Origin of the sequence: Skermanella sp. TT6, assembly GCF_016653635.2 — a bacterium.
Classification (GTDB): domain Bacteria; phylum Pseudomonadota; class Alphaproteobacteria; order Azospirillales; family Azospirillaceae; genus Skermanella; species Skermanella cutis.
In genome coordinates this window covers 3,621,367-3,639,550 of sequence record NZ_CP067420.1, presented here as the reverse complement: position 1 = coordinate 3,639,550, position 18,184 = coordinate 3,621,367, and the positions used below count along the sequence as shown (strand labels likewise).

Genomic DNA, 18,184 nt, shown 5'->3' with positions numbered 1-18,184 from the left:
TCGGCGCCGACGGTCGGTACTCAAGGCTCATCAAGCGTCAGGGCCGGCGCGGCATCCGGAAGGGCAGCAGCGCCTGGACCCACGGCATCCGGAACCGGTCGAGCGACAGGCTCTCGTGGACCGCCGTCGCCGGCCGGGACCCGATGCTGGTCTCCAGGACCGAGCGGGCATAGAACGGCGCGTCCACCAGGGTTTCCCGGACCGTCACCCTGTGGTCCGGGTCGGCGCGGGTAGCGCGGGGAATGCGCCACCACGTCGTCGGCGGGAGCCGGGCCGGCGGCAGCGGGTCGCCCATCTCCACGGCGCCGTCGGGAGCGATCCGCAGGGACAGCGCCAGCGGCGGCGCGGCGCGGCGGTCCACGTTGTAGAGGATGGCGGCTCCGTTCCCCAGGTCGGCCCGGCACCAGTCCCATTGGCTGAAGGCGTCCTCCAGCGCCTCGTCGCCCGCGTTGGTGTCGAAGTAGCCGGTACCGCGCCAGCGCAGGCCGGGCCGGTCCAGCTCCACCTCCACCCGGGAGCGGGGGGAGATCGGCCACCAGCGGTGCCGGCCGGCGGCGTCCAGGGTGAAGGAACGCTCCGTCAAGGCATGGGCGTGGACGCGGATGGTCCCGCTGACCCGGCTGGGCACCGGCATGGTGGTCTCGTCTATGCGGATCGTCAGCGCCGTCCCGTCCCAGTCCAGCGAACTCGGCCCGATCGAGAGCGAGCGCTGGTCGCGATCCAGCCGGTTGCGGCCCCGCTCGGTCATGCACCAGCGGTTGCCGCCCGCTCCCGTCAGCACGACGTTGACCGAGCAATGGTTCAGCGGATCACCCCGGCCGAAGCGGCGCGCCAGGGCGTAGTAGGGCGAGAACACGCTGCCGATGAAGGCGATCACCGTCAGGCCGTGCTTGCCGTCGTCGCTCAGCGCGTCGACGTACCACCAGGCATAGCCGTCGCGGGTGACCGGACGGTCGAAGCGGAGCGTCGCGAACCCAGGTCGCGCAGCACCGCCAGCGCCGCCATCCGACCCGACAGGGCCACCATCGGCACCCCCGGCCCCGGATGGATGCTGCCGCCCGCCAGGTAGAGGCCGGGCATGCGGCTGCGCGCCGTCGGGCGGCTGAACGAGGCCTTCCAGCCGTGCGACGCCGGGCCGTAGAGGGCTCCCCCCGTCGCCGGGAACAGCCGCTCCCAATCCCGGGGCGTCGTCACCACGGTATGCTCCGGCGTCGTCCGGAGGCGCAGGCCGCAGCGTTCCAGGATGCCGAATGTGCTGTTCGCGCATTGCTCGATCTCCGTCGGGTCGAAGGGGTGGATGTCGCCGGTCGGCGGGGCGTTGACCAGGCAGAACAGGCGCTCGGGGCGGCCGGGCGGGGCGCCGGTTCCGGCATCCCGGTCCTGGGCGCAGACATAGACGGTGGGCGACCGGGGCAGGCGGGAGCGGCCGAAGATGTCGTCGAATTCGGCGGCGTAGTCGTCGGAGAAGAAGACCGTGTGCCGCGCCAGCGGGAAGTCCGCGGCTTCCGCGAGGAGGCTCCAGGTCACGGCCGATAGCGACCGCTGCGCCGCATGGGCGGGCGGGACGGCCCGAACGGCGGCCGGCCCCAGCAGCCCGCCGGACAGCGCGCCCGAATCGGCGTTGACGACGATGGCATCCGCCTCGATGCGCTCGCCCGTGGCGAGCGTGACGCCGGAAGCCCGGCCGCCGGCCGCGTCGATCCTCCTGACCTCGGCGCCATGGCGGAAGACGGCGCCGTGCCGCCCGGCGAGGCGCGCGAGGGCTTCGGCAAGGCGGGCCATGCCGCCTTCGACCAGCCAGACCCCCTCCTGCTCCACATGGGCCACCAGCATCAGGGTGGCGGGTGCCAGGAAAGGGGAGGAGCCGCAATATGTCGCGTAGCGGCCGAACAGTTGGCGCAGGCGCGGATCGTGGAAATAGTCGCCCAGCGCCTTCCACAGGGTGTCGAACGGCCGGATGCGCCAGAGGTCGCCCAGGCCCCGCAATCCTGCCGATCCCACGAGGCCCTTCACGCTGGGCTCCGCGCTGCGGACGAAGGAGTCCTGGAGCGTGCGCCAGGTGCGCCGGGCCTCGGCCTGGAAGCGGCGGAAACCTTCGGCCTCGCGCCGGCCGGCGAAGGCGCGGATCGCGTCGGCCGACCGTTCCGGATCGGCGAACAGGTCCAGCCGCGAACCGTCGGTCCAGGCATGCCGCGCCAGGATCTCCGCCGGCTTCAGCGTGACGTGCCGATGCAGGTCGTCACCGGCGTCGGCGAAGATCTCCTCGAAGATGCGGGGCAGGGTGAAGACCGTCGGACCCGCGTCCAGGCGGGTGCCGCCGACCGCGACTTCCCGCATCTTGCCGCCGGGATGGTCCGCCTTTTCCAGGACCGTCACGTCCATGCCCCGGCTCGCCAGCGTCAGGGCTGCGGTCAGGCCGCCGACGCCCGCGCCGACCACGATGATGCGGTTCCCGAACAATGTCCCCGATCCCTCCTGGTTGGCGTGAAGAATGTCGTTGAACCTGACTACTGCTCGTGTCAACAATATATGACAGTAACGCGCGACAATCTACCATTACAACGAGGCGCGGCGGGAGGTTGCCCATGGATGTCGTCATGCGGATCGAGCAGACCCTGGACGGAGCCTTGAGCGAGGCGGAAGGGGCGGGCGCCCCGCCCGGGCTGGCGGCGGCGATGCGGCACGCCGTCTTTCCCGGCGGCGCCCGGATCAGGCCCCGGCTGTGCCTGGCGGTGGCCCGGGCCTGCGGGGCGGAGGACTTCTCGGCCGCCGCGGCGACCGCGGCCTCGATCGAGCTTCTGCACTGCGCGTCGCTGGTCCATGACGACCTGCCCTGCTTCGACGACGCGCCGGTCCGGCGCGGCAAGCCTTCCGTCCACCGCGCCTTCGGCGAACCCCTGGCGGTGCTGGCCGGCGACGCCCTGATCGTGCTGGCGTTCGAGACGCTGGCGCGCCACGCCGCGGCCTGTCCCGAGCGGCTGGCGACGCTGCTGCTCTGCGTCGGCCGCTCGGTCGGCATGCCGTTCGGCATCGTGGCGGGGCAGGCGTGGGAGAGCGAGCCGCGGGTCGACCTCGCCCGCTACCACAGGGCCAAGACCGGCGCGCTGTTTGCTGCGGCGACGGTCGGCGGCGCGGCGGCGGCGGGCGTCGAGTCGGCGCCCTGGCGCTGCCTCGGCGAGAAGATCGGCGAGGCGTTCCAGGTCGCGGACGATATCCGCGATGTCGCCGGCGATCCCGACGAGCTGGGCAAGCCGGTCGGGCGCGACGCCGCCCTCGGCCGGATGAGCGCCGCGCGCGAACTGGGCATCGACGGCGCCCTCGACCGCCTCGACCTGCTGATCGGGGAGGCCGCCGAGTCGATCCCGCGCTGTCCCGGCGCCGCCGAGCTTCGGGCGCTGATCCGTCTGGAGGCCCAGCGCTTCCTGCCCAAGGAACTGGTGAGGGTTGCAGCATGAGCCAGAGCGACATGCATCACGCCGGCCACGCCCGCCGGCTTTCGCAGGTCTGTACGCCGCGGGTCGGCCTGGCCCAGATCGGCTGGGGCTTGCCCCGCGTCGACGTCTGGATGGATCGGCTGTGGTCGGCGCGCGACCGGCTGATGGCCAGCCCCCGCTTCCGCCACTGGGCCGCGGCCTTTCCGCTGACCCGCCCGATCGCCCGCCGGCGCAGCCGGGACCTGTTCGACCTGTGCGCCGGCTTCGTCTATTCCCAGGTGCTGCTGGCCTGCGTCCGGCTCCGCCTGTTCGACATCCTGGCGCAGCGGTCGATGACCGCGCACGAGGTCTCGCGCCGGCTGGGCATGGAGGACGAGGCGGCGGAGCGGCTGCTGCGCGCCGCGGTCTCGCTCCGCCTGCTGGCCCGGCGCGGCGAGGACCGTTTCGGCCTCGGCCCGCTGGGCTCGGCGCTGGTCGGCAATCCCGGCCTGACCGCCATGGTGGAGCACCATGCGATGCTCTACGACGACCTGCGGGATCCGGTCGCGCTGCTGCGCGGCGAGTGCCGCCGGACGGAGCTGTCCGGTTATTGGCCCTATGCCGGGGCCGAGCGGCCGGCCGACCTGACCGGACCCCAGGTGGCGGCCTACAGCGCCCTGATGGCCGCCTCGCAGCCTTTGATCGCGGAGGAAGTGCTCGCGGCCTATCCCCTGGACCGTCACCGCTGCCTGATGGATGTGGGCGGCGGCGAGGGTGCCTTCGTGAGCGCCGCGGCATCCCGGTTCCCCAAGCTGCAGGCCGTCCTGTTCGATCTGCCGGCCGTGGCGCAGCGGGCGAGGGAGCGGTTCCGCTCCGACGGACTCGACCTGCGGGCATCCGCGGTGGGCGGCGACTTCCTGTCCGATCCCCTTCCGTCGGGAGCGGACGTGCTCTCGCTGGTCCGGGTGCTCCACGACCATGACGACGCCGGGGCGCTGGCGATCCTTCGGGCGGCCCGGCAGGCGCTCGGCCCCGACGGCACCCTGCTGATCGCGGAACCCATGGCGGAGGTCGCCGGGGCCGAGCCGGTCGGCGACGCCTATTTCGGCTTCTACCTGCTCGCCATGGGCCGGGGGCATGCCCGGACCGCGGGCGAGATCACCGCCCTGCTGCGCCGCGCCGGGTTCGGCGGCGTCCAAAGGCATGCGACGGCGATGCCGCTGCTGACCGGCGTCATTACTGCCCGTCCGCAGGATTGACGTAAGTTTTTATTGACGTTCTATACTGTCAAGATAAACTGACAATTAACCAATGGCACCCAGCGTGCCGCAACGATGCCCTTTGCCGGGGACCGGGATGGAAACGCTAGCAGTCGTGATCGAGGAGCCGGAACGGCTCGCTCTGCGGAGGCTCGACCTCTCGCCGCCCGAAGCCTGCGACGTGGTCGTGGACGTCCAGTGGAGCGGCATCAGCACGGGCACGGAACGCCTGCTCTGGCTGGGCCGCATGCCGGCCTTCCCAGGCCTGGGCTACCCGCTGGTTCCCGGATACGAGCCCGTGGGCCGCGTCGTCCGGGCGGGCGCCGCCTCCGGCCGGCGGGAGGGCGAGTTGGTGTTCGTGCCGGGCGCCCGCTGCTTCGGGCCGGTCCGCGGGCTGTTCGGCGGCGCCGCGGCGCGGCTGGTCGCGGCGGGAGACCGGGTCCTGCCGGTGGACGAGACGCTAGGCGACCGGGCCGTCCTGCTGGCGCTGGCCGCCACCGCCCACCATGCCCTCGCCGACGGCCGGCTGCCCGACCTGATCGTCGGCCACGGCGTGCTCGGCCGGCTGCTGGCCCGCCTTGCCGTGGCGAACGGCGGCGAGCCGCCGACCGTGTGGGAGCGCAACCCGGTCCGCTGCGCCGGCGCCGAGGGATACCGGGTGATCCATCCGGAGGAGGACCCGCGCCACGACTACCGAGCGGTCTACGACGTCAGCGGCGACGGTGCATTGCTCGACGCCCTGATCGGACGGCTGGCCCGCGGCGGCGAGGTCACCCTGGCCGGCTTCTACGCCGCCCCGCTGTCCTTCGCCTTTCCGCCCGCCTTCATGCGCGAGGCCCGCATCCGGATCGCCGCCGAATGGACCCCGCCGGACCTGCCGGAGGTCAGGGACCTGGTCGAAACCGGGCGGCTTTCGCTCGACGGCCTGATCACCCACCGCCTGGACGCGGGCCGGGCCGGGGAGGCCTACCGGACGGCCTTCGGCGATCCGGCCTGCCTGAAGATGATCCTGGATTGGAGAAGCCGTTCATGACCGAGACGACCCTGATGGAACGCCTGCGGGCCGAGGCCTCGATCGAGCCCGACCCGGTTCCGACGGCGCCGCCCACCAAGGAGACGCAGATCATCGCGATCTACGGCAAGGGCGGCATCGGCAAGAGCTTCACCCTGGCGAACCTGTCCTACATGTTCGCCCAGCAGGGCAAGAAGATCCTTCTGATCGGCTGCGACCCCAAGAGCGACACCACCTCGCTGCTGTTCGGCGGCCGGGCCTGCCCGACCATCCTGGAAACCTCGACCCGCAAGAAGCTGAGCGGCGAGCCGGTCCAGGTCGGCGACGTCTGCTTCAAGCGCGACGGCGTCTACGCGATGGAACTGGGGGGACCGGAGGTCGGGCGCGGCTGCGGCGGCCGGGGCATCATCCATGGCTTCGAGCTGCTGGAGAAGCTGGGCTTCCACGACTGGGGCTTCGACTATGTCCTGCTGGACTTCCTGGGCGACGTGGTGTGCGGCGGCTTCGGCCTGCCGATCGCCCGCGACATGTGCCAGAAGGTGATCGTCGTCGGCTCCAACGACCTGCAGTCGCTCTACGTCGCCAACAATGTCTGCTCGGCGGTCGAGTATTTCCGCAAGATGGGCGGCAATGTCGGCGTCGCCGGCATGGTCATCAACAAGGACGACGGCACCGGCGAGGCCCGGGCCTTCGCCGAGGCGGTCGGCATCCAGGTGCTCGCCTCGATCCCGGCCGACGACGACATCAGGCGCAAGAGCGCCAACTACCAGATCGTCGGCCGACCGGGCGACCGCTGGGGACCCTTGTTCGAGGAACTGGCCCGCAACGTCGCCTGGGCGCCGCCCGAATGGCCCAAGCCGCTGACCCAGGACGGCCTGCTGGGACTGTTCAAGGGCGACGCGGTCGGCCGCGACGTGGTGCTGGAGCCGGCGACCCTGGAGGACATGTGCGGCGTCGCGGCGGTCACCAAGCCGTCCCTCGAAGTGATCTACGACGATGTCTAGGAGCGCTCCCGCCTGCGAGGGAAACTGGGGTCAGACCACCATTTCCCTGGAACTTCGCCACCGGCAAGACCGGGTGGGAAATGGTGGTCTGACCCCAGTTTCCCGGTCCCTGCCGACAGTCTTCAAGGATGCCGCACCATGACCGCCGCTCCGATCGAGGCCGGCTGCCACGGCGGCAAGGCGGAGCTCCGCGAGGCCGCCCGCGCCGCCGGGATGAACGAAACCATCGAGCGCTACGCCGCCGACTATCCCCTGGGGCCGCACGACCAGCCGCAGAGCATGTGCCCGGCCTTCGGGTCGCTGCGCGTCGGGCTGCGGATGCGGCGCACGGCGACGGTTCTGTCCGGCTCGGCCTGCTGCGTCTACGGCCTGACCTTCACCTCGCACTTCTACGGGGCGCGCCGGACGGTCGGCTACGTGCCATTCAATTCCGAGACGCTGGTCACCGGCAAGCTGTTCGAGGACATCCGCGAGGCGGTGTTCAAGCTGGCCGATCCCGATCTCTACGACGCCGTCGTGATCATCAACCTGTGCGTCCCGACCGCGTCGGGCGTGCCCCTGCGCCTGCTGCCGAAGGAGATCGACGGCGTCCGGATCATCGGCATCGACGTGCCGGGCTTCGGCGTCCCGACCCATGCGGAAGCCAAGGACGTGCTGGCCGGCGCCATGCTGGCCTACGCCCGGCGGGAGGCGGAGCAGGGACCCGTCCAGGCGCCCCGCGCCGGCAGGACGGAGCGGCCGGCCCTGGCGCTGCTGGGCGAGATGTTTCCCGCCGACCCGGTCGGCATCGGCATGATGCTGGAGCCCATGGGCCTCGCCGCCGGCCCGGTCGTGCCGACGCGGGAGTGGCGGGAGCTGTACGCCGCCCTGGACTGCCCGGCGGCGGCCGCGATCCACCCGTTCTACACCGCGTCGATCCGCGAATTCGAGGCGGCGGGCCGCACCGTCCTGGGCTCCGCCCCGGTCGGCTACGAGGGCACCGCCGCCTGGCTGGAGGCGGTCGGCTCGGCCTTCGCCGTGCCCCGCGCCATGGTGGACGCCGCCAAGGACAGGGCGCTGCCGCCGATCCGCGGCGCGTTCGAGCGCGCGCCCGTCCGGGGACGCATCACGCTGTCCGGCTACGAGGGATCGGAACTCCTGGTCGCACGCCTGCTGGTCGAGAGCGGCGCCGACGTCCGCTATGTCGGGACCGCCTGTCCGCGCACCCCCTGGTCGGAAGCCGACCGCGACTGGCTGGAAACCCGCGGCGTCATGGTCCAGTACCGCGCCTCGCTGGAGCACGACCTGGCCGCCCTCAAGGAGTTCCGGCCGGACCTGGCGATCGGCACCACGCCGGTTGTCCAGCGCGCCAAGGAGATGGCGATCCCGGCGCTCTACTTCACCAACCTGATCTCGGCCCGGCCGCTGATGGGCGTCGCGGGCGCCGGCGCCCTGGCCCAGGTGGTCAACGCGGCGCTCGCCAACACCGCGCGCTTCGACGAGATGCGGGCCTTCTTCGGGGAGGCAGCATCATGCTGATCCTCGACCACGACCGGGCCGGCGGCTACTGGGGCGCCGTCTACGCCTTCACCGCGATCAAGGGATTGCAGGTGATCATCGACGGTCCCGTCGGCTGCGAGAACCTGCCGGTCACGGCGGTCCTGCACTATACCGACGCCCTGCCGCCCCACGAGCTGCCGATCGTCGTGACCGGCCTGGCGGAGGAGGAGGAGTTGGGCCGCCACGGCACCGAGGGCGCCATGAAGCGGGCCCACGGCACGCTGGACCCCAAGCGGCCCAGCGTCGTCGTCACCGGGTCGATCGCCGAGATGATCGGCGGCGGCGTGACGCCGGAAGGCACCGGCATCCAGCGCTTCCTGCCCCGCACCATCGACGAGGACCAGTGGCAGAGCGCCGACCGCGCGCTGAACTGGCTGTGGACCGAGTTCGGTCCGAAGCGCGGCGCGGTTCCCAAGCCCAAGCCGCGCAAACCGGGCGAGAAGCCGAGGGTCAACATCATCGGCCCGATCTACGGCACCTTCAACATGTGGTCGGACCTGGCCGAGGTCCGCCGGCTGGTCGAGGGCATCGGGGCCGAGGTCAACCTGACCTTCCCGCTCGGCAGCCACCTGGACGACGTGCCCAAACTGGCCCGGGCCGACGCCAATGTCTGCCTGTACCGCGAGTTCGGCCGGCTGCTGTGCGAGGCGCTGGACCGGCCCTACCTTCAGGCGCCGATCGGGCTGCACTCGACCACCCGGTTCCTTCGCAAGCTGGGCGAGATCCTGGAGATCGACCCGGAACCCTTCATCGAGCGGGAGAAGCAGACCACCATCAAGCCGGTCTGGGACCTGTGGCGCTCGGTCACCCAGGACTTCTTCGGCACCGCCAGCTTCGGGATCGTCGCCAACGAGACCTATGCGAGAGGCGTGCGCCACTTCCTGGAGGAGGAGATGGGCCTGCCCTGCACCTTCGCTGTGGCCCGGCGGGCGGGCGCCAAGACCGACAACGAGGAGGTCCGCGACCTGGTCCGGACGCGCCCGCCGCTGGTCCTGTTCGGCAGCTACAACGAGCGCATGTATCTCAGCGAGGCCGGGGGCAGGGCGGTCTATATTCCCGCCTCCTTCCCCGGCGCCGTCATCCGCCGGCACACCGGCACGCCCTTCATGGGCTATGCCGGCGCCACCTGGCTGGTGCAGGAGGTGTGCAACGCGCTGTTCGACGCGCTTTTCCACATCCTGCCGCTCGCGGCCGAGATGGACCGGGTGGAAGCGACGCCGTCCAGGCTGGAAGCGGAGCTTCCCTGGGACGACGACGCCAAGGCCGACCTCGACCGGCTGGTCGAGGCGCAGCCCGTGCTGATCCGCATCTCGGCCGCCAAGCGCCTGCGCGACGCCGCCGAACGCCATGCCCGCCGGCGCGCCGAGGACCGCGTCACGGCGGTGCGCGTCGCCGAGGCCGCCCTGGACGAGCAGATCGTCCAGCCGATTTCCCCCTCCGCCCGGAGGGAACCCGAATTCGCCGGCGCCCAAGACGTCCGGCGACCGCCGCGCGGTCCTCGCGCAGAACCGGCCGAACGGCTTTCATCAGGAGGTAGATAAATGTCCGACACCACGATGGGTGAACGACGCACGCCCAGCGAGAGGGGAACCCCCGACGCGTCGCTGTCCGGGCTGACCGACCCGGAGGCGAGGGAGTTCCACAAGATCTTCATGCAGAGCTTCGCCATCTTCGTCGGCGTGGCCGTGCTGGCCCACATCCTCGTCTGGCTGTGGCGTCCCTGGATGCCCGGAGAGCAGGGCTATTCGTCCCTGATCGACGGGACCCTGCGCGACGGCGTGACCGTCGCGCTCGAATCCTTCAAGACCTTCGTCGCATAGGAGACCGTCATGTGGCGCGTATGGTTGCTTTTCGATCCGCGCAGGACGCTGATCGCCCTGTTCACGTTCCTGTTCGCCCTGGCCCTGCTGATCCACTTCATCCTGCTCAGCACTGATCGCTTCAACTGGCTGGATGGCCCCGGCGCCGCCCGCGCCGGCGCCGTGGGTCAGCAGATGGCTCCCCTCCCACGATCCAATTGACGCCTTCGGCGATCGACTGGAGCGGCGGGTGGGACCGGGCTGCGGCCCGGGCCCGCCTGCCGCGGGTGGAGCTGGCGTTTTCCGACCGGAGCGCCTGATTGGGGATCCGACCATGGCCATGCTGAATTTCGAGAAAAAGTACCGCGTCCGCGGCGGGACGCTGATCGGAGGCGATCTTTTCGACTTCTGGGTCGGGCCGTTCTATGTCGGCTTCTTCGGTGTCACGACGATCTTCTTTTCGATCCTCGGCACGGGCCTGATCCTCTACGGCGCGGCGATTGGGCCGACCTGGAACATCTGGCAGATCAACATAGCGCCGCCGGACCTGAAATACGGGCTGGGAGCGGCACCGCTGCGCGAAGGAGGCTTATGGCAGATCATCACGATCTGCGCCATCGGCGCCTTCGTCTCGTGGGCGCTGCGCCAGGCCGAGATCGCGCGCAAGCTGGGCATGGGCCTGCATGTGCCGGTCGCCTTCGGCGTCGCGGTGTTCGCCTACATCTCGCTCGTCGTGATCCGCCCCGTCCTGCTGGGCGCCTGGGGGCACGGCTTCCCCTACGGCATCCTGAGCCACTTGGACTGGGTGTCGAACGTGGGATACCAGTACCTGCATTTCCACTACAACCCGGCGCACATGCTGGCCGTGACCTTCTTCTTCACGACCACCTTCGCGCTGTCGCTCCACGGCTCCCTGGTGCTGGCCGCGGCCAACCCTCCCAAGGGCGACCGCGTCAAGACCGCCGAGCACGAGAACACCTTCTTCCGCGACACCATCGGCTGGTCGATCGGAACGCTGGGCATCCACAGGCTGGGACTGTTCCTGGCGCTCAGCGCCGGGTTCTGGAGCGCCGTGTGCATCATCATCAGCGGACCCTTCTGGACCCGTGGCTGGCCGGAATGGTGGAGCTGGTGGCTCGACCTGCCGATCTGGCGCTAAGGAGGCCGCGATGGCGGAATATCAGAACATCTTCACCCAGGTTCAGGTCCGCGGTCCGGCCTATGCGGGCGTGCCGCTGACCCGGGGACCGTGGGTCCGTGCCTGGAAGCCCCGCTTCGTCCACCTGCTCGGCCGCTTCGGCGACGCGCAGGTCGGCCCGGTCTACCTGGGCTGGACGGGGCTCGCCTCGATCCTGTGCGGCATCATCGCGATCGAGATCATCGGGTTGAACATGTGGGCCTCGGTCAACTGGGACCCGGTGCAGTTCGTCCGGCAGTTGCCCTGGCTGGCGCTGGAGCCCCCGGCGCCGGGCTACGGGCTGCGGATACCGCCGCTGGCCCAGGGCGGCTGGTGGATCATGACCGGCTTCTTCCTGACCACCTCGATCCTGCTGTGGTGGCTCCGGACCTACCGCAGGGCGCGGGCGCTGGGCATGGGCACCCACGTTTCCTGGGCCTTCGCCGCGGCGATCTGGCTGTACCTGGTGCTGGGGCTGATCCGCCCCGTGCTGATGGGAAGCTGGGGAGAGGCGGTGCCGTTCGGGATCTTTCCCCACCTGGACTGGACGGCGGCCTTCTCGATCCGCTACGGCAACCTGTTCTACAACCCGTTCCACATGCTCTCGATCGTCTTCCTCTACGGATCGACGCTGCTGTTCGCGATGCACGGCGCCACCGTGCTGGCGATCAGCCGGTTCGGCGGCGAGCGGGAGGTCGAGCAGATCACCGACCGCGGCACCGCGTTCGAGCGCGGCGCCCTGTTCTGGCGCTGGACCATGGGCTTCAACGCCACGGCCGAGTCGATCCATCGCTGGGCGTGGTGGTTCGCGGTGCTGTGCCCGCTGACCGGCGGCATCGGCATCCTGCTGACCGGCACCGTCGTCGACAACTGGTACCTGTGGGGCGTCAAGCACGGCCTGGCACCGGCCTATCCGCAGGTCTTCCCGGTGGTCGTCGATCCCGCCCTCGCGACCGGGGTGCAGCCATGAACAAGCTCACCGACAGGGAAGCGTTCTGGGACCTGATCCTGCGCATCGGCCTCATCGCGGTCGCGGTGTTCGGCGCGGGCATGCTGTTCACCATCGAATACCCGCCGGTCGATTCCGTCCAGCAGGGATTCCGCGGCGTCGGCATCGTCCAGACCTTCCACCCCGACCGGGTGCAGGCGCAGCTCGCCGCCAACCAGGTGCCGGAACCGCTGGAGCCGGCCGATCCCGACAGCGAACCCGCCCGGGAAATCTATCAGAACGTCCAGGTGCTGGGCGACCTGACCGACGCCCAGTTCATCCGGGTGATGAGCGCGATCACGGAATGGGTCTCTCCCGAGCAGGGCTGCGCCTATTGCCACGCGGAAGGCGAGGACCTGTCCTCCGACAGCCTCTACACCAAGGTGGTCGCCCGCCGCATGCTCCAGATGACCCGCGACATCAACGTCAACTGGGAGCCCCACGTCGCCCAGACCGGCGTCACCTGCTACACCTGCCACCGCGGCCAGCCGGTGCCGGCGGCCGTGTGGTACAACGACCCCGGCCCGCGCCATACGCCGGGCGTGCTGGGCAACCCCGGCGGGCAGAACACGGTTGCGCTCGCCGCCGGCCTGTCGTCGCTGCCGTTCGACCCCTTCACGCCCTACCTGACGGGAGGCGGCACGGACGCCAGCATCCGGGTCAATTCCGACACGGCCCTGCCGTCGGGCAACCGCCATTCGATCAAGGAGACCGAATGGACCTACAGCCTGATGATGCACATGTCGCAATCATTGGGCGTCAACTGCACCTACTGCCACAACAGCCGCTCCTTCCGAGACTGGGAGCAGAGCTCCCCGACGCGGGCGACAGCCTGGCACGGCATCCAGATGGTCCGCCAGCTCAACGCGGAGTATATCGAACCCCTTCAGAGCGTGTTCCCGAGCCACCGCCTCGGGCCCTTGGGCGATCCGCTCAAGGTCAACTGCACCACATGCCACGCCGGCGTCTACAAGCCCTTCTTCGGCGTCAGCATGCTGCAGGACTACCCGGAACTCAAGGTGGCGGGCGGCGTCACCGGCGTGCCGGTGGAACCCGCCCCGGCGGCGGTGCCCGAACCGGGACCGGCCCAGGTTCCCGGAGCCGAGGGCCAGCCCCCGCCCTCCGGCCAGCCGGCGCAGTAACCGCGGTTACGGAGGCTCGAACCAGGTTCGGGCCTCCGTCCTTGTGAATGGAATGAACGGATCGTGGCTCGAGCATGACTTGGCTCCCCCGATCAAGGATCGATATAGCCAAGGATCTCCTCGGCACTTCTCGTGTCGAGGTCCGGCAGAGCGCTGCAGCGTGCGCCGATCTCCATCAACTTATCGGCCAGTCTCCTGCCGAACCTGTCGTTCCGAACACGCTGAAGCCGTTCCTCGGCCGCTTTGCGCACCGCGATGGTCACAGCTTCACCGGTACTGCGGCGCATCCCGTTCATTCCCCCTCCCAGCCGATCGCATCGCGCAGGAAGCGGTAGCCCAGCGCCGTGAAGGATGCCCGTTCCGAATTGTCCTTGCCGTAGCCGTGGCCGCCGGCGGCCGGCTCGTAGAAATGGGCGTCGTAGCCCATGGCCAGCAGCTTCGCCGCCATCTTGCGGGCATGGCCAGGATGGACGCGGTCGTCGCGCCGGCTGGTCGCGATCAGGATCGGCGGATAGGGCTTGCCCGGCTCGGCGGTGTGGTAGGCCGACAGGGAGCCGAGGAATTCCCAGTCCGCCGGATCGTCGGGGTCGCCGTACTCGGCCACCCAGCTCGCCCCCGCCAGGAGCTTCGAATAGCGCCGCATGTCGATCAGCGGGATGGTGCAGAACAGGGCGCCGAAGCGCTCCGGGTAGCGGGTCAGCATGTTGGTGATCAGGATGCCGCCGTTCGATCCGCCCTCCGCCGCGATGCGGTCCGGCCGGGTGACGCCGCGCCGAACCAAGTCTTGCGCGACCGCCGCGAAATCGTCGTGGGACAGCCGCTTGCCCTCGCGCCGCCCGGCCTCGTGCCAAGCCGTGCCGAACTCCCCGCCGCCCCGGATGCAGGCGATCACGCTGGTGCCCCCACGCTCCAGCCACAGCTTGCCGATCGCGGAGTTGTAGGACGGCAGCATGGAGATGGCGAAGCCCCCGTACCCGTAGAGATGGACCGGCGCTTCCCCGGTTTGGCCGGCCGGGCCGACCTGGAAATAGGGGATCAGGGTGCCGTCGCCGGACGCCGCCTCGTGGCGGGTCACCACCAGCCCCGCCGGATCGAACGCGCGCGGCGCCCGCTTCAGCAGTTCCGGCGCCTTGTCCGGCCGGATAAGATAGAGGGACTGCGGCGTCAACGGGTCCTGGGCGTTGGCCAGCAGGTCGCCGTTGGATTCATCCTCCTCCACGTCCAGGGGCCAGACGCTGGCGACGCCGACATCGGGCAGCCCCGTGATCCGCGTGTGGGTCCAGGGGGCCGAAGCCGGCGGGGCAGGGGGCGTCCACGCTTCGAATACCGGGCGCAGATCGTCCAGGATCGACAGCACCAGCCGGCCGGCGGGCATGAAAAATCCCTGGAGCGAACGGCGCGGCGCCGGGGTGAACAGGGTCGTGAACTCCCGGCTTCCGCCAAGGAAGTCACTGAGCCGGATCGCAAGCACGCTGTCCGCCTCATGCGTGGCGCCGCCGACCTCCCAGGGAACCCGCGGCTTCACCACCAGCCAGCCGCGGTGCCACTGGATCCAGGCGTCGGTCGGCAGGTCGAGCCGCGTTTTCGCGCCGGTGCGGTCGCCCATCCATTGGGTCGCGTTGAAGAAATCGACCTGCTCGGTGAACCAGAGCGTTTCCGTGCCGGCGTCGCGCTCGACGTCGCCCCAGACGCTCATGCGGTCCTCGGTCGTCTCGAAGATCACCGGCGCCGCAAGGGGATCGGTGCCGCGCCGCCACAGCCGCACCGTCCTGCCATAGCCCGAGCGGGTCGCCATGCCCTCGCCCAGGGAGGAGAAGATCAGCAGCGTGTCCCGGTCGAGCCAGGCGGCCCCGCTCTTGGCCTCGTCCAGGTGGAAGCCGCCGGGCACGAAGCTCCGGGTCGCCAGGTCGAACTCCCGCAGCACCGTCGCGTCGCCGCCGCCGCGCGACAGGCTGAGGATCGCCAGGTCATGGCTGCCGGGCAGGGTGACCGGCGCGCCCCACACCCAGTCCTCGCTCTCGGCTTCCGACAGGTCGTCGAGGTCGAGCAGCACGTCCCACTCGGGCTTCTCGGTCCGGTAGCTCTCCAGGCTGGTGGTCCGCCAGAGTCCACGCGGGTTCGCGGCATCCTTCCAGAAATTGAACAGCCTGTCGCCGCGCCGCGCGACGAACGGGATATTGTCCGGCCGGTCCAGGATCGCCGCCAGCGCGTCGCGGTCCCGCTCGAACGCCGCGTCGCCGAACCGCCCCAGGATCTCGGCGTTCCGTGCTTCCACCCACTCGACCGCGCGGGGGCCGTCGACCTCTTCGAGCCACAGGTACGGGTCGTCGTCGGGCGCGTCGAGGGTCGGGCGCGGATCGGGAACAGCCATGGCGGTCACTCTCGCATCGGTTCGTCGGAGATCGGGAGCATCCGGCAGGAGGGTAGCGGGCGCAACAAAAAGAAAGGGCGCTCGAAGGCGTCCTTTCCGACACTGGCGCAGCCGAAGCCTGCCGATTTGCGACCCCGCGAGGCTTGTCATCACCCTTCGCGGGGTCGGCCATCTCTCGATGGTCTTGAGGCTGAATGACCGGGGTCACCGGGGAACGCTGCAGGTCAATGCGCCTGGAGCGGTCCCCGATCAGGTTGAACCGCTCCGGTCGTCGCAGCCGGCTGTTCCACTCGCCGCACCGTGTTGCGCCATGGGCGCAACCTACGGCTCGATGCATGGCGGAGGTGATGCGGGCCGACGATCGTAGGTTGCGCCCATGGCGCAACGCATCTGATCGGCTGCCCCGGGGCGGATTGACCTGATCGGGTACAGATCAAGCCGCCTGCCGAAGCCCGATCTCCGCCCAGATCGCCGACAGCGCGTTGACCAGATGGTCGATGTCGGCGTCGGTGTGGAGCGGCGAGGGGGTGATGCGGAGGCGCTCCGTTCCACGCGCCACGGTCGGGTAGTTGATCGGCTGGACATAGATGCCGAAGCGGTCCAGCAGCGTGTCGCTGATCAGCTTGCACAGCACGGGGTCGCGCACCATCACCGGCACGATGTGGCTTGGGTTGTCCAGCATCGGGATGCCGGCCGCCTCCAGCTTCCGGCGGACCGTCGCCACGCGGTCCTGGTGGCGTCGGCGCTCCGCGGCGCTGGCCTTCAGGTGCCGGATGCTGGCGAGGGCTCCCGCGGTCACCGCCGGGGGCAGCGAGGTGGTGAAGATGAAGCCGGAGGAGAAGCTGCGGACGAAGTCGCACAGCGAGGCCGACGCGGTGATATAGCCGCCGACCACGCCGAAGGCCTTGCCCAGCGTTCCCTCGATCACGGTCAGCCGGTGCGCGATGCCTTCCCGCTCGGCGATGCCGCCGCCGCGCGGGCCATAGAGCCCGACCGCATGGACCTCGTCCAGGTAGGTCATGGCGCCGTGGGCGTCGGCCACGTCGCACAGCTCGGCGATCGGGGCGATGTCGCCGTCCATGGAATAGACGGACTCGAAGGCCACCAGCTTCGGCACGTCGGGGTCCAGGGCCGACAGCCGGCGGTCCAGGTCGTCCGGATCGTTGTGGGCGAAGATGTGCCGCTCGGCCCGGCTGTGCCGGATGCCCTCGATCATGGAGGCATGGTTGCCGGCGTCCGACAGCACGACGCAGCCGGGGATGCGCGACGCCAGCGTGCCCAGCGCCGCCCAGTTGGAGACGTAGCCCGAGGTGAACAGCAGCGCTGATTCCTTCCCGTGAAGGTCGGCCAGCTCGCGCTCCAGCAGCACATGGTAGTGGGTGGTGCCCGAGATGTTGCGGGTCCCGCCGGCCCCGGCGCCGCAGCGATCGATCGCCTCGTGCATCGCGGACAGCACGGCGGGGTGCTGGCCCATGCCGAGATAGTCGTTGGAGCACCAGATGGTCACGGTGCCGGCCCGCTCGCCGTCGACGTAATGCGCCGCCTTGGGGAACTCGCCGGCCCGCCGCTCCAGCTCGGCGAAGATACGATAGCGTCCCTCGTTGCGGAGGCCGTCGAGCTGGTCGCGGAAATAGCCTTCGAATTCGAAACTCATCATTGCCTCCGATTTGTCGAAATCTGGGTCGGGATCGCTGATGGCAGGGTGACGCCGCTCTCGCGGGCCGACAGGTACCAGGACCACAGCGCCGCCGCGGGCAGCGGCAGCACGAGCAGCCAGTGCTCCAGCAGCGCCAGCGCCATCAGGGTCGCGAGGAAGGTGAAACCCGCCGCGGTGAAGCCGTCGGCGTCCGACGCGCCCGCCGCCTGGATCAGCAGCAGCATGGCGACGGTCGATGCCGTCACCGATACCGGAAAGAAGACGTTCATCGGCCGCTTGCGGAAATATGTCGCCAGATACTTCAGGTGGTCGGGCAGGAATTCCTGGCCCAGGTTCGGCACGCCCAGGAAGACGTTGACCTTGGCGCTCAGCCGCAGGACCCAGAGCAGCAGGAAGGTCCACAGCCCGATCTGGTTCTCGCCGCCCCAGGTCAGGGCCGCGATCAGGGCCGCCGACGCCGCGATGGAAACCTCGTGGTAGGCCACCACGGCGACGGCGTTCCGCAGGTGCCGCCAGCCGGTCGCCCCGGGCGGGCTGGCGATCCGGCGCGGCCCCGTGACCAGCCCCATCAGGAAGCTGATCTCGTTCCAGCCCCAGACCGCCAGCGCGCAGGTGAAGGCGATGAAGGCGCCGGAAACGCTGGTATCCGACCGGCTCGCCACCAGCCCGTACAAGGCCAGGACCGCCAGCGCCCCAGCGCCCGCCAGGCTCCAGCGGAAGGTCCGGGGAGCCAAGCCGTCGAGATAGACGATCAGCCCCGTGCTGAACCACCACAGGAACAGCGTGTAGAGCACCGGGAGCGCATGTTCGGACACGGGCGAGA

At 70.1% G+C, this 18,184-nt stretch carries 17 protein-coding genes; 11 read left to right on the top strand and 6 right to left on the bottom strand.

Annotation, left to right across the window (positions count from 1 at the left end; genetic code table 11):
• Nucleotides 1-37: 37 nt before the first annotated feature.
• Together IGS68_RS17140 and crtD are read right to left on the bottom strand one after the other, a co-directional pair.
• On the bottom strand, nt 38-877 hold the full coding sequence (locus IGS68_RS17140) for a carotenoid 1,2-hydratase (RefSeq protein WP_247880937.1): 840 nt from the start codon (nt 875-877) through the stop codon (nt 38-40).
• 26 nt (nt 878-903) lie between these two features.
• On the bottom strand, nt 904-2,460 hold the full coding sequence (gene crtD, locus IGS68_RS17135) for a 1-hydroxycarotenoid 3,4-desaturase CrtD (RefSeq protein ID WP_201071684.1): 1,557 nt from the start codon (nt 2,458-2,460) through the stop codon (nt 904-906).
• A 125-nt stretch (nt 2,461-2,585) separates the two neighbouring features.
• Here crtD and IGS68_RS17130 point away from each other — a divergent pair, with 125 nt between their 5' ends.
• From IGS68_RS17130 to pufC, 11 genes are all read left to right on the top strand, one after another.
• Complete coding sequence (locus tag IGS68_RS17130; RefSeq protein ID WP_201071681.1) at nt 2,586-3,455, top strand: polyprenyl synthetase family protein; 870 nt, start codon at nt 2,586-2,588, stop codon at nt 3,453-3,455.
• Nucleotides 3,452-4,672 (top strand): acetylserotonin O-methyltransferase, encoded by a 1,221-nt coding sequence (locus tag IGS68_RS17125; RefSeq protein ID WP_247880936.1) that lies wholly within the window; start codon nt 3,452-3,454, stop codon nt 4,670-4,672. The genes IGS68_RS17130 and IGS68_RS17125 overlap by 4 nt, the downstream gene beginning before the upstream one ends.
• 97 nt (nt 4,673-4,769) lie before the next feature.
• Nucleotides 4,770-5,705 carry a chlorophyll synthesis pathway protein BchC gene (gene bchC / locus IGS68_RS17120; RefSeq protein ID WP_201071678.1) on the top strand — a complete coding sequence of 312 codons (936 nt, stop codon included), beginning with the start codon at nt 4,770-4,772 and terminating at the stop codon, nt 5,703-5,705.
• A complete protein-coding gene (locus IGS68_RS17115) occupies nt 5,702-6,688 on the top strand; it encodes a chlorophyllide a reductase iron protein subunit X (RefSeq protein ID WP_201071674.1) in 987 nt (328 codons plus the stop codon). The genes bchC and IGS68_RS17115 overlap by 4 nt, the downstream gene beginning before the upstream one ends.
• A gap of 138 nt (nt 6,689-6,826) precedes the next feature.
• Nucleotides 6,827-8,206: a chlorophyllide a reductase subunit Y gene (bchY, locus tag IGS68_RS17110; RefSeq protein WP_201071660.1), complete on the top strand. Its 1,380-nt coding sequence runs from the start codon at nt 6,827-6,829 to the stop codon at nt 8,204-8,206.
• Entirely contained in the window at nt 8,200-9,768 is a 1,569-nt protein-coding gene (bchZ, locus tag IGS68_RS17105; RefSeq protein WP_201071646.1) for a chlorophyllide a reductase subunit Z, read from the top strand. The genes bchY and bchZ overlap by 7 nt, the downstream gene beginning before the upstream one ends.
• Nucleotides 9,769-10,047: a light-harvesting antenna LH1, beta subunit gene (gene pufB / locus IGS68_RS17100; RefSeq protein ID WP_323374663.1), complete on the top strand. Its 279-nt coding sequence runs from the start codon at nt 9,769-9,771 to the stop codon at nt 10,045-10,047.
• A 9-nt stretch (nt 10,048-10,056) separates the two neighbouring features.
• The gene (gene pufA / locus IGS68_RS17095; protein ID WP_158044755.1) at nt 10,057-10,248 is read left to right on the top strand and encodes a light-harvesting antenna LH1, alpha subunit; all 192 of its coding nucleotides are present in this window, start codon (nt 10,057-10,059) and stop codon (nt 10,246-10,248) included.
• Between the two features lie 112 nt (nt 10,249-10,360).
• Nucleotides 10,361-11,185, top strand: coding sequence for a photosynthetic reaction center subunit L (pufL, locus tag IGS68_RS17090; protein ID WP_201071639.1), 825 nt, complete (start codon nt 10,361-10,363; stop codon nt 11,183-11,185).
• A 10-nt stretch (nt 11,186-11,195) separates the two neighbouring features.
• On the top strand, nt 11,196-12,173 hold the full coding sequence (gene pufM, locus IGS68_RS17085; RefSeq protein ID WP_201071636.1) for a photosynthetic reaction center subunit M: 978 nt from the start codon (nt 11,196-11,198) through the stop codon (nt 12,171-12,173).
• Complete coding sequence (gene pufC / locus IGS68_RS17080) at nt 12,170-13,333, top strand: photosynthetic reaction center cytochrome PufC (protein ID WP_201071633.1); 1,164 nt, start codon at nt 12,170-12,172, stop codon at nt 13,331-13,333. Before pufM ends, pufC begins: the two co-directional genes overlap by 4 nt.
• A 92-nt stretch (nt 13,334-13,425) precedes the next feature.
• Here pufC and IGS68_RS17075 read toward each other — a convergent pair whose 3' ends face one another.
• The 4 genes from IGS68_RS17075 to puhE form a co-directional block, all read right to left on the bottom strand.
• The gene (locus IGS68_RS17075; RefSeq protein WP_201071630.1) at nt 13,426-13,629 is read right to left on the bottom strand and encodes a type II toxin-antitoxin system VapB family antitoxin; all 204 of its coding nucleotides are present in this window, start codon (nt 13,627-13,629) and stop codon (nt 13,426-13,428) included.
• Nucleotides 13,626-15,704, bottom strand: coding sequence for a prolyl oligopeptidase family serine peptidase (locus IGS68_RS17070; protein ID WP_201071628.1), 2,079 nt, complete (start codon nt 15,702-15,704; stop codon nt 13,626-13,628). The genes IGS68_RS17075 and IGS68_RS17070 overlap by 4 nt, the downstream gene beginning before the upstream one ends.
• Nucleotides 15,705-16,137: 433 nt before the next feature.
• On the bottom strand, nt 16,138-17,361 hold the full coding sequence (hemA, locus tag IGS68_RS17065) for a 5-aminolevulinate synthase (protein WP_305800066.1): 1,224 nt from the start codon (nt 17,359-17,361) through the stop codon (nt 16,138-16,140).
• Nucleotides 17,358-18,176, bottom strand: coding sequence for a putative photosynthetic complex assembly protein PuhE (puhE, locus tag IGS68_RS17060; RefSeq protein ID WP_201071626.1), 819 nt, complete (start codon nt 18,174-18,176; stop codon nt 17,358-17,360). The genes hemA and puhE overlap by 4 nt, the downstream gene beginning before the upstream one ends.
• Nucleotides 18,177-18,184 lie beyond the last annotated feature (8 nt).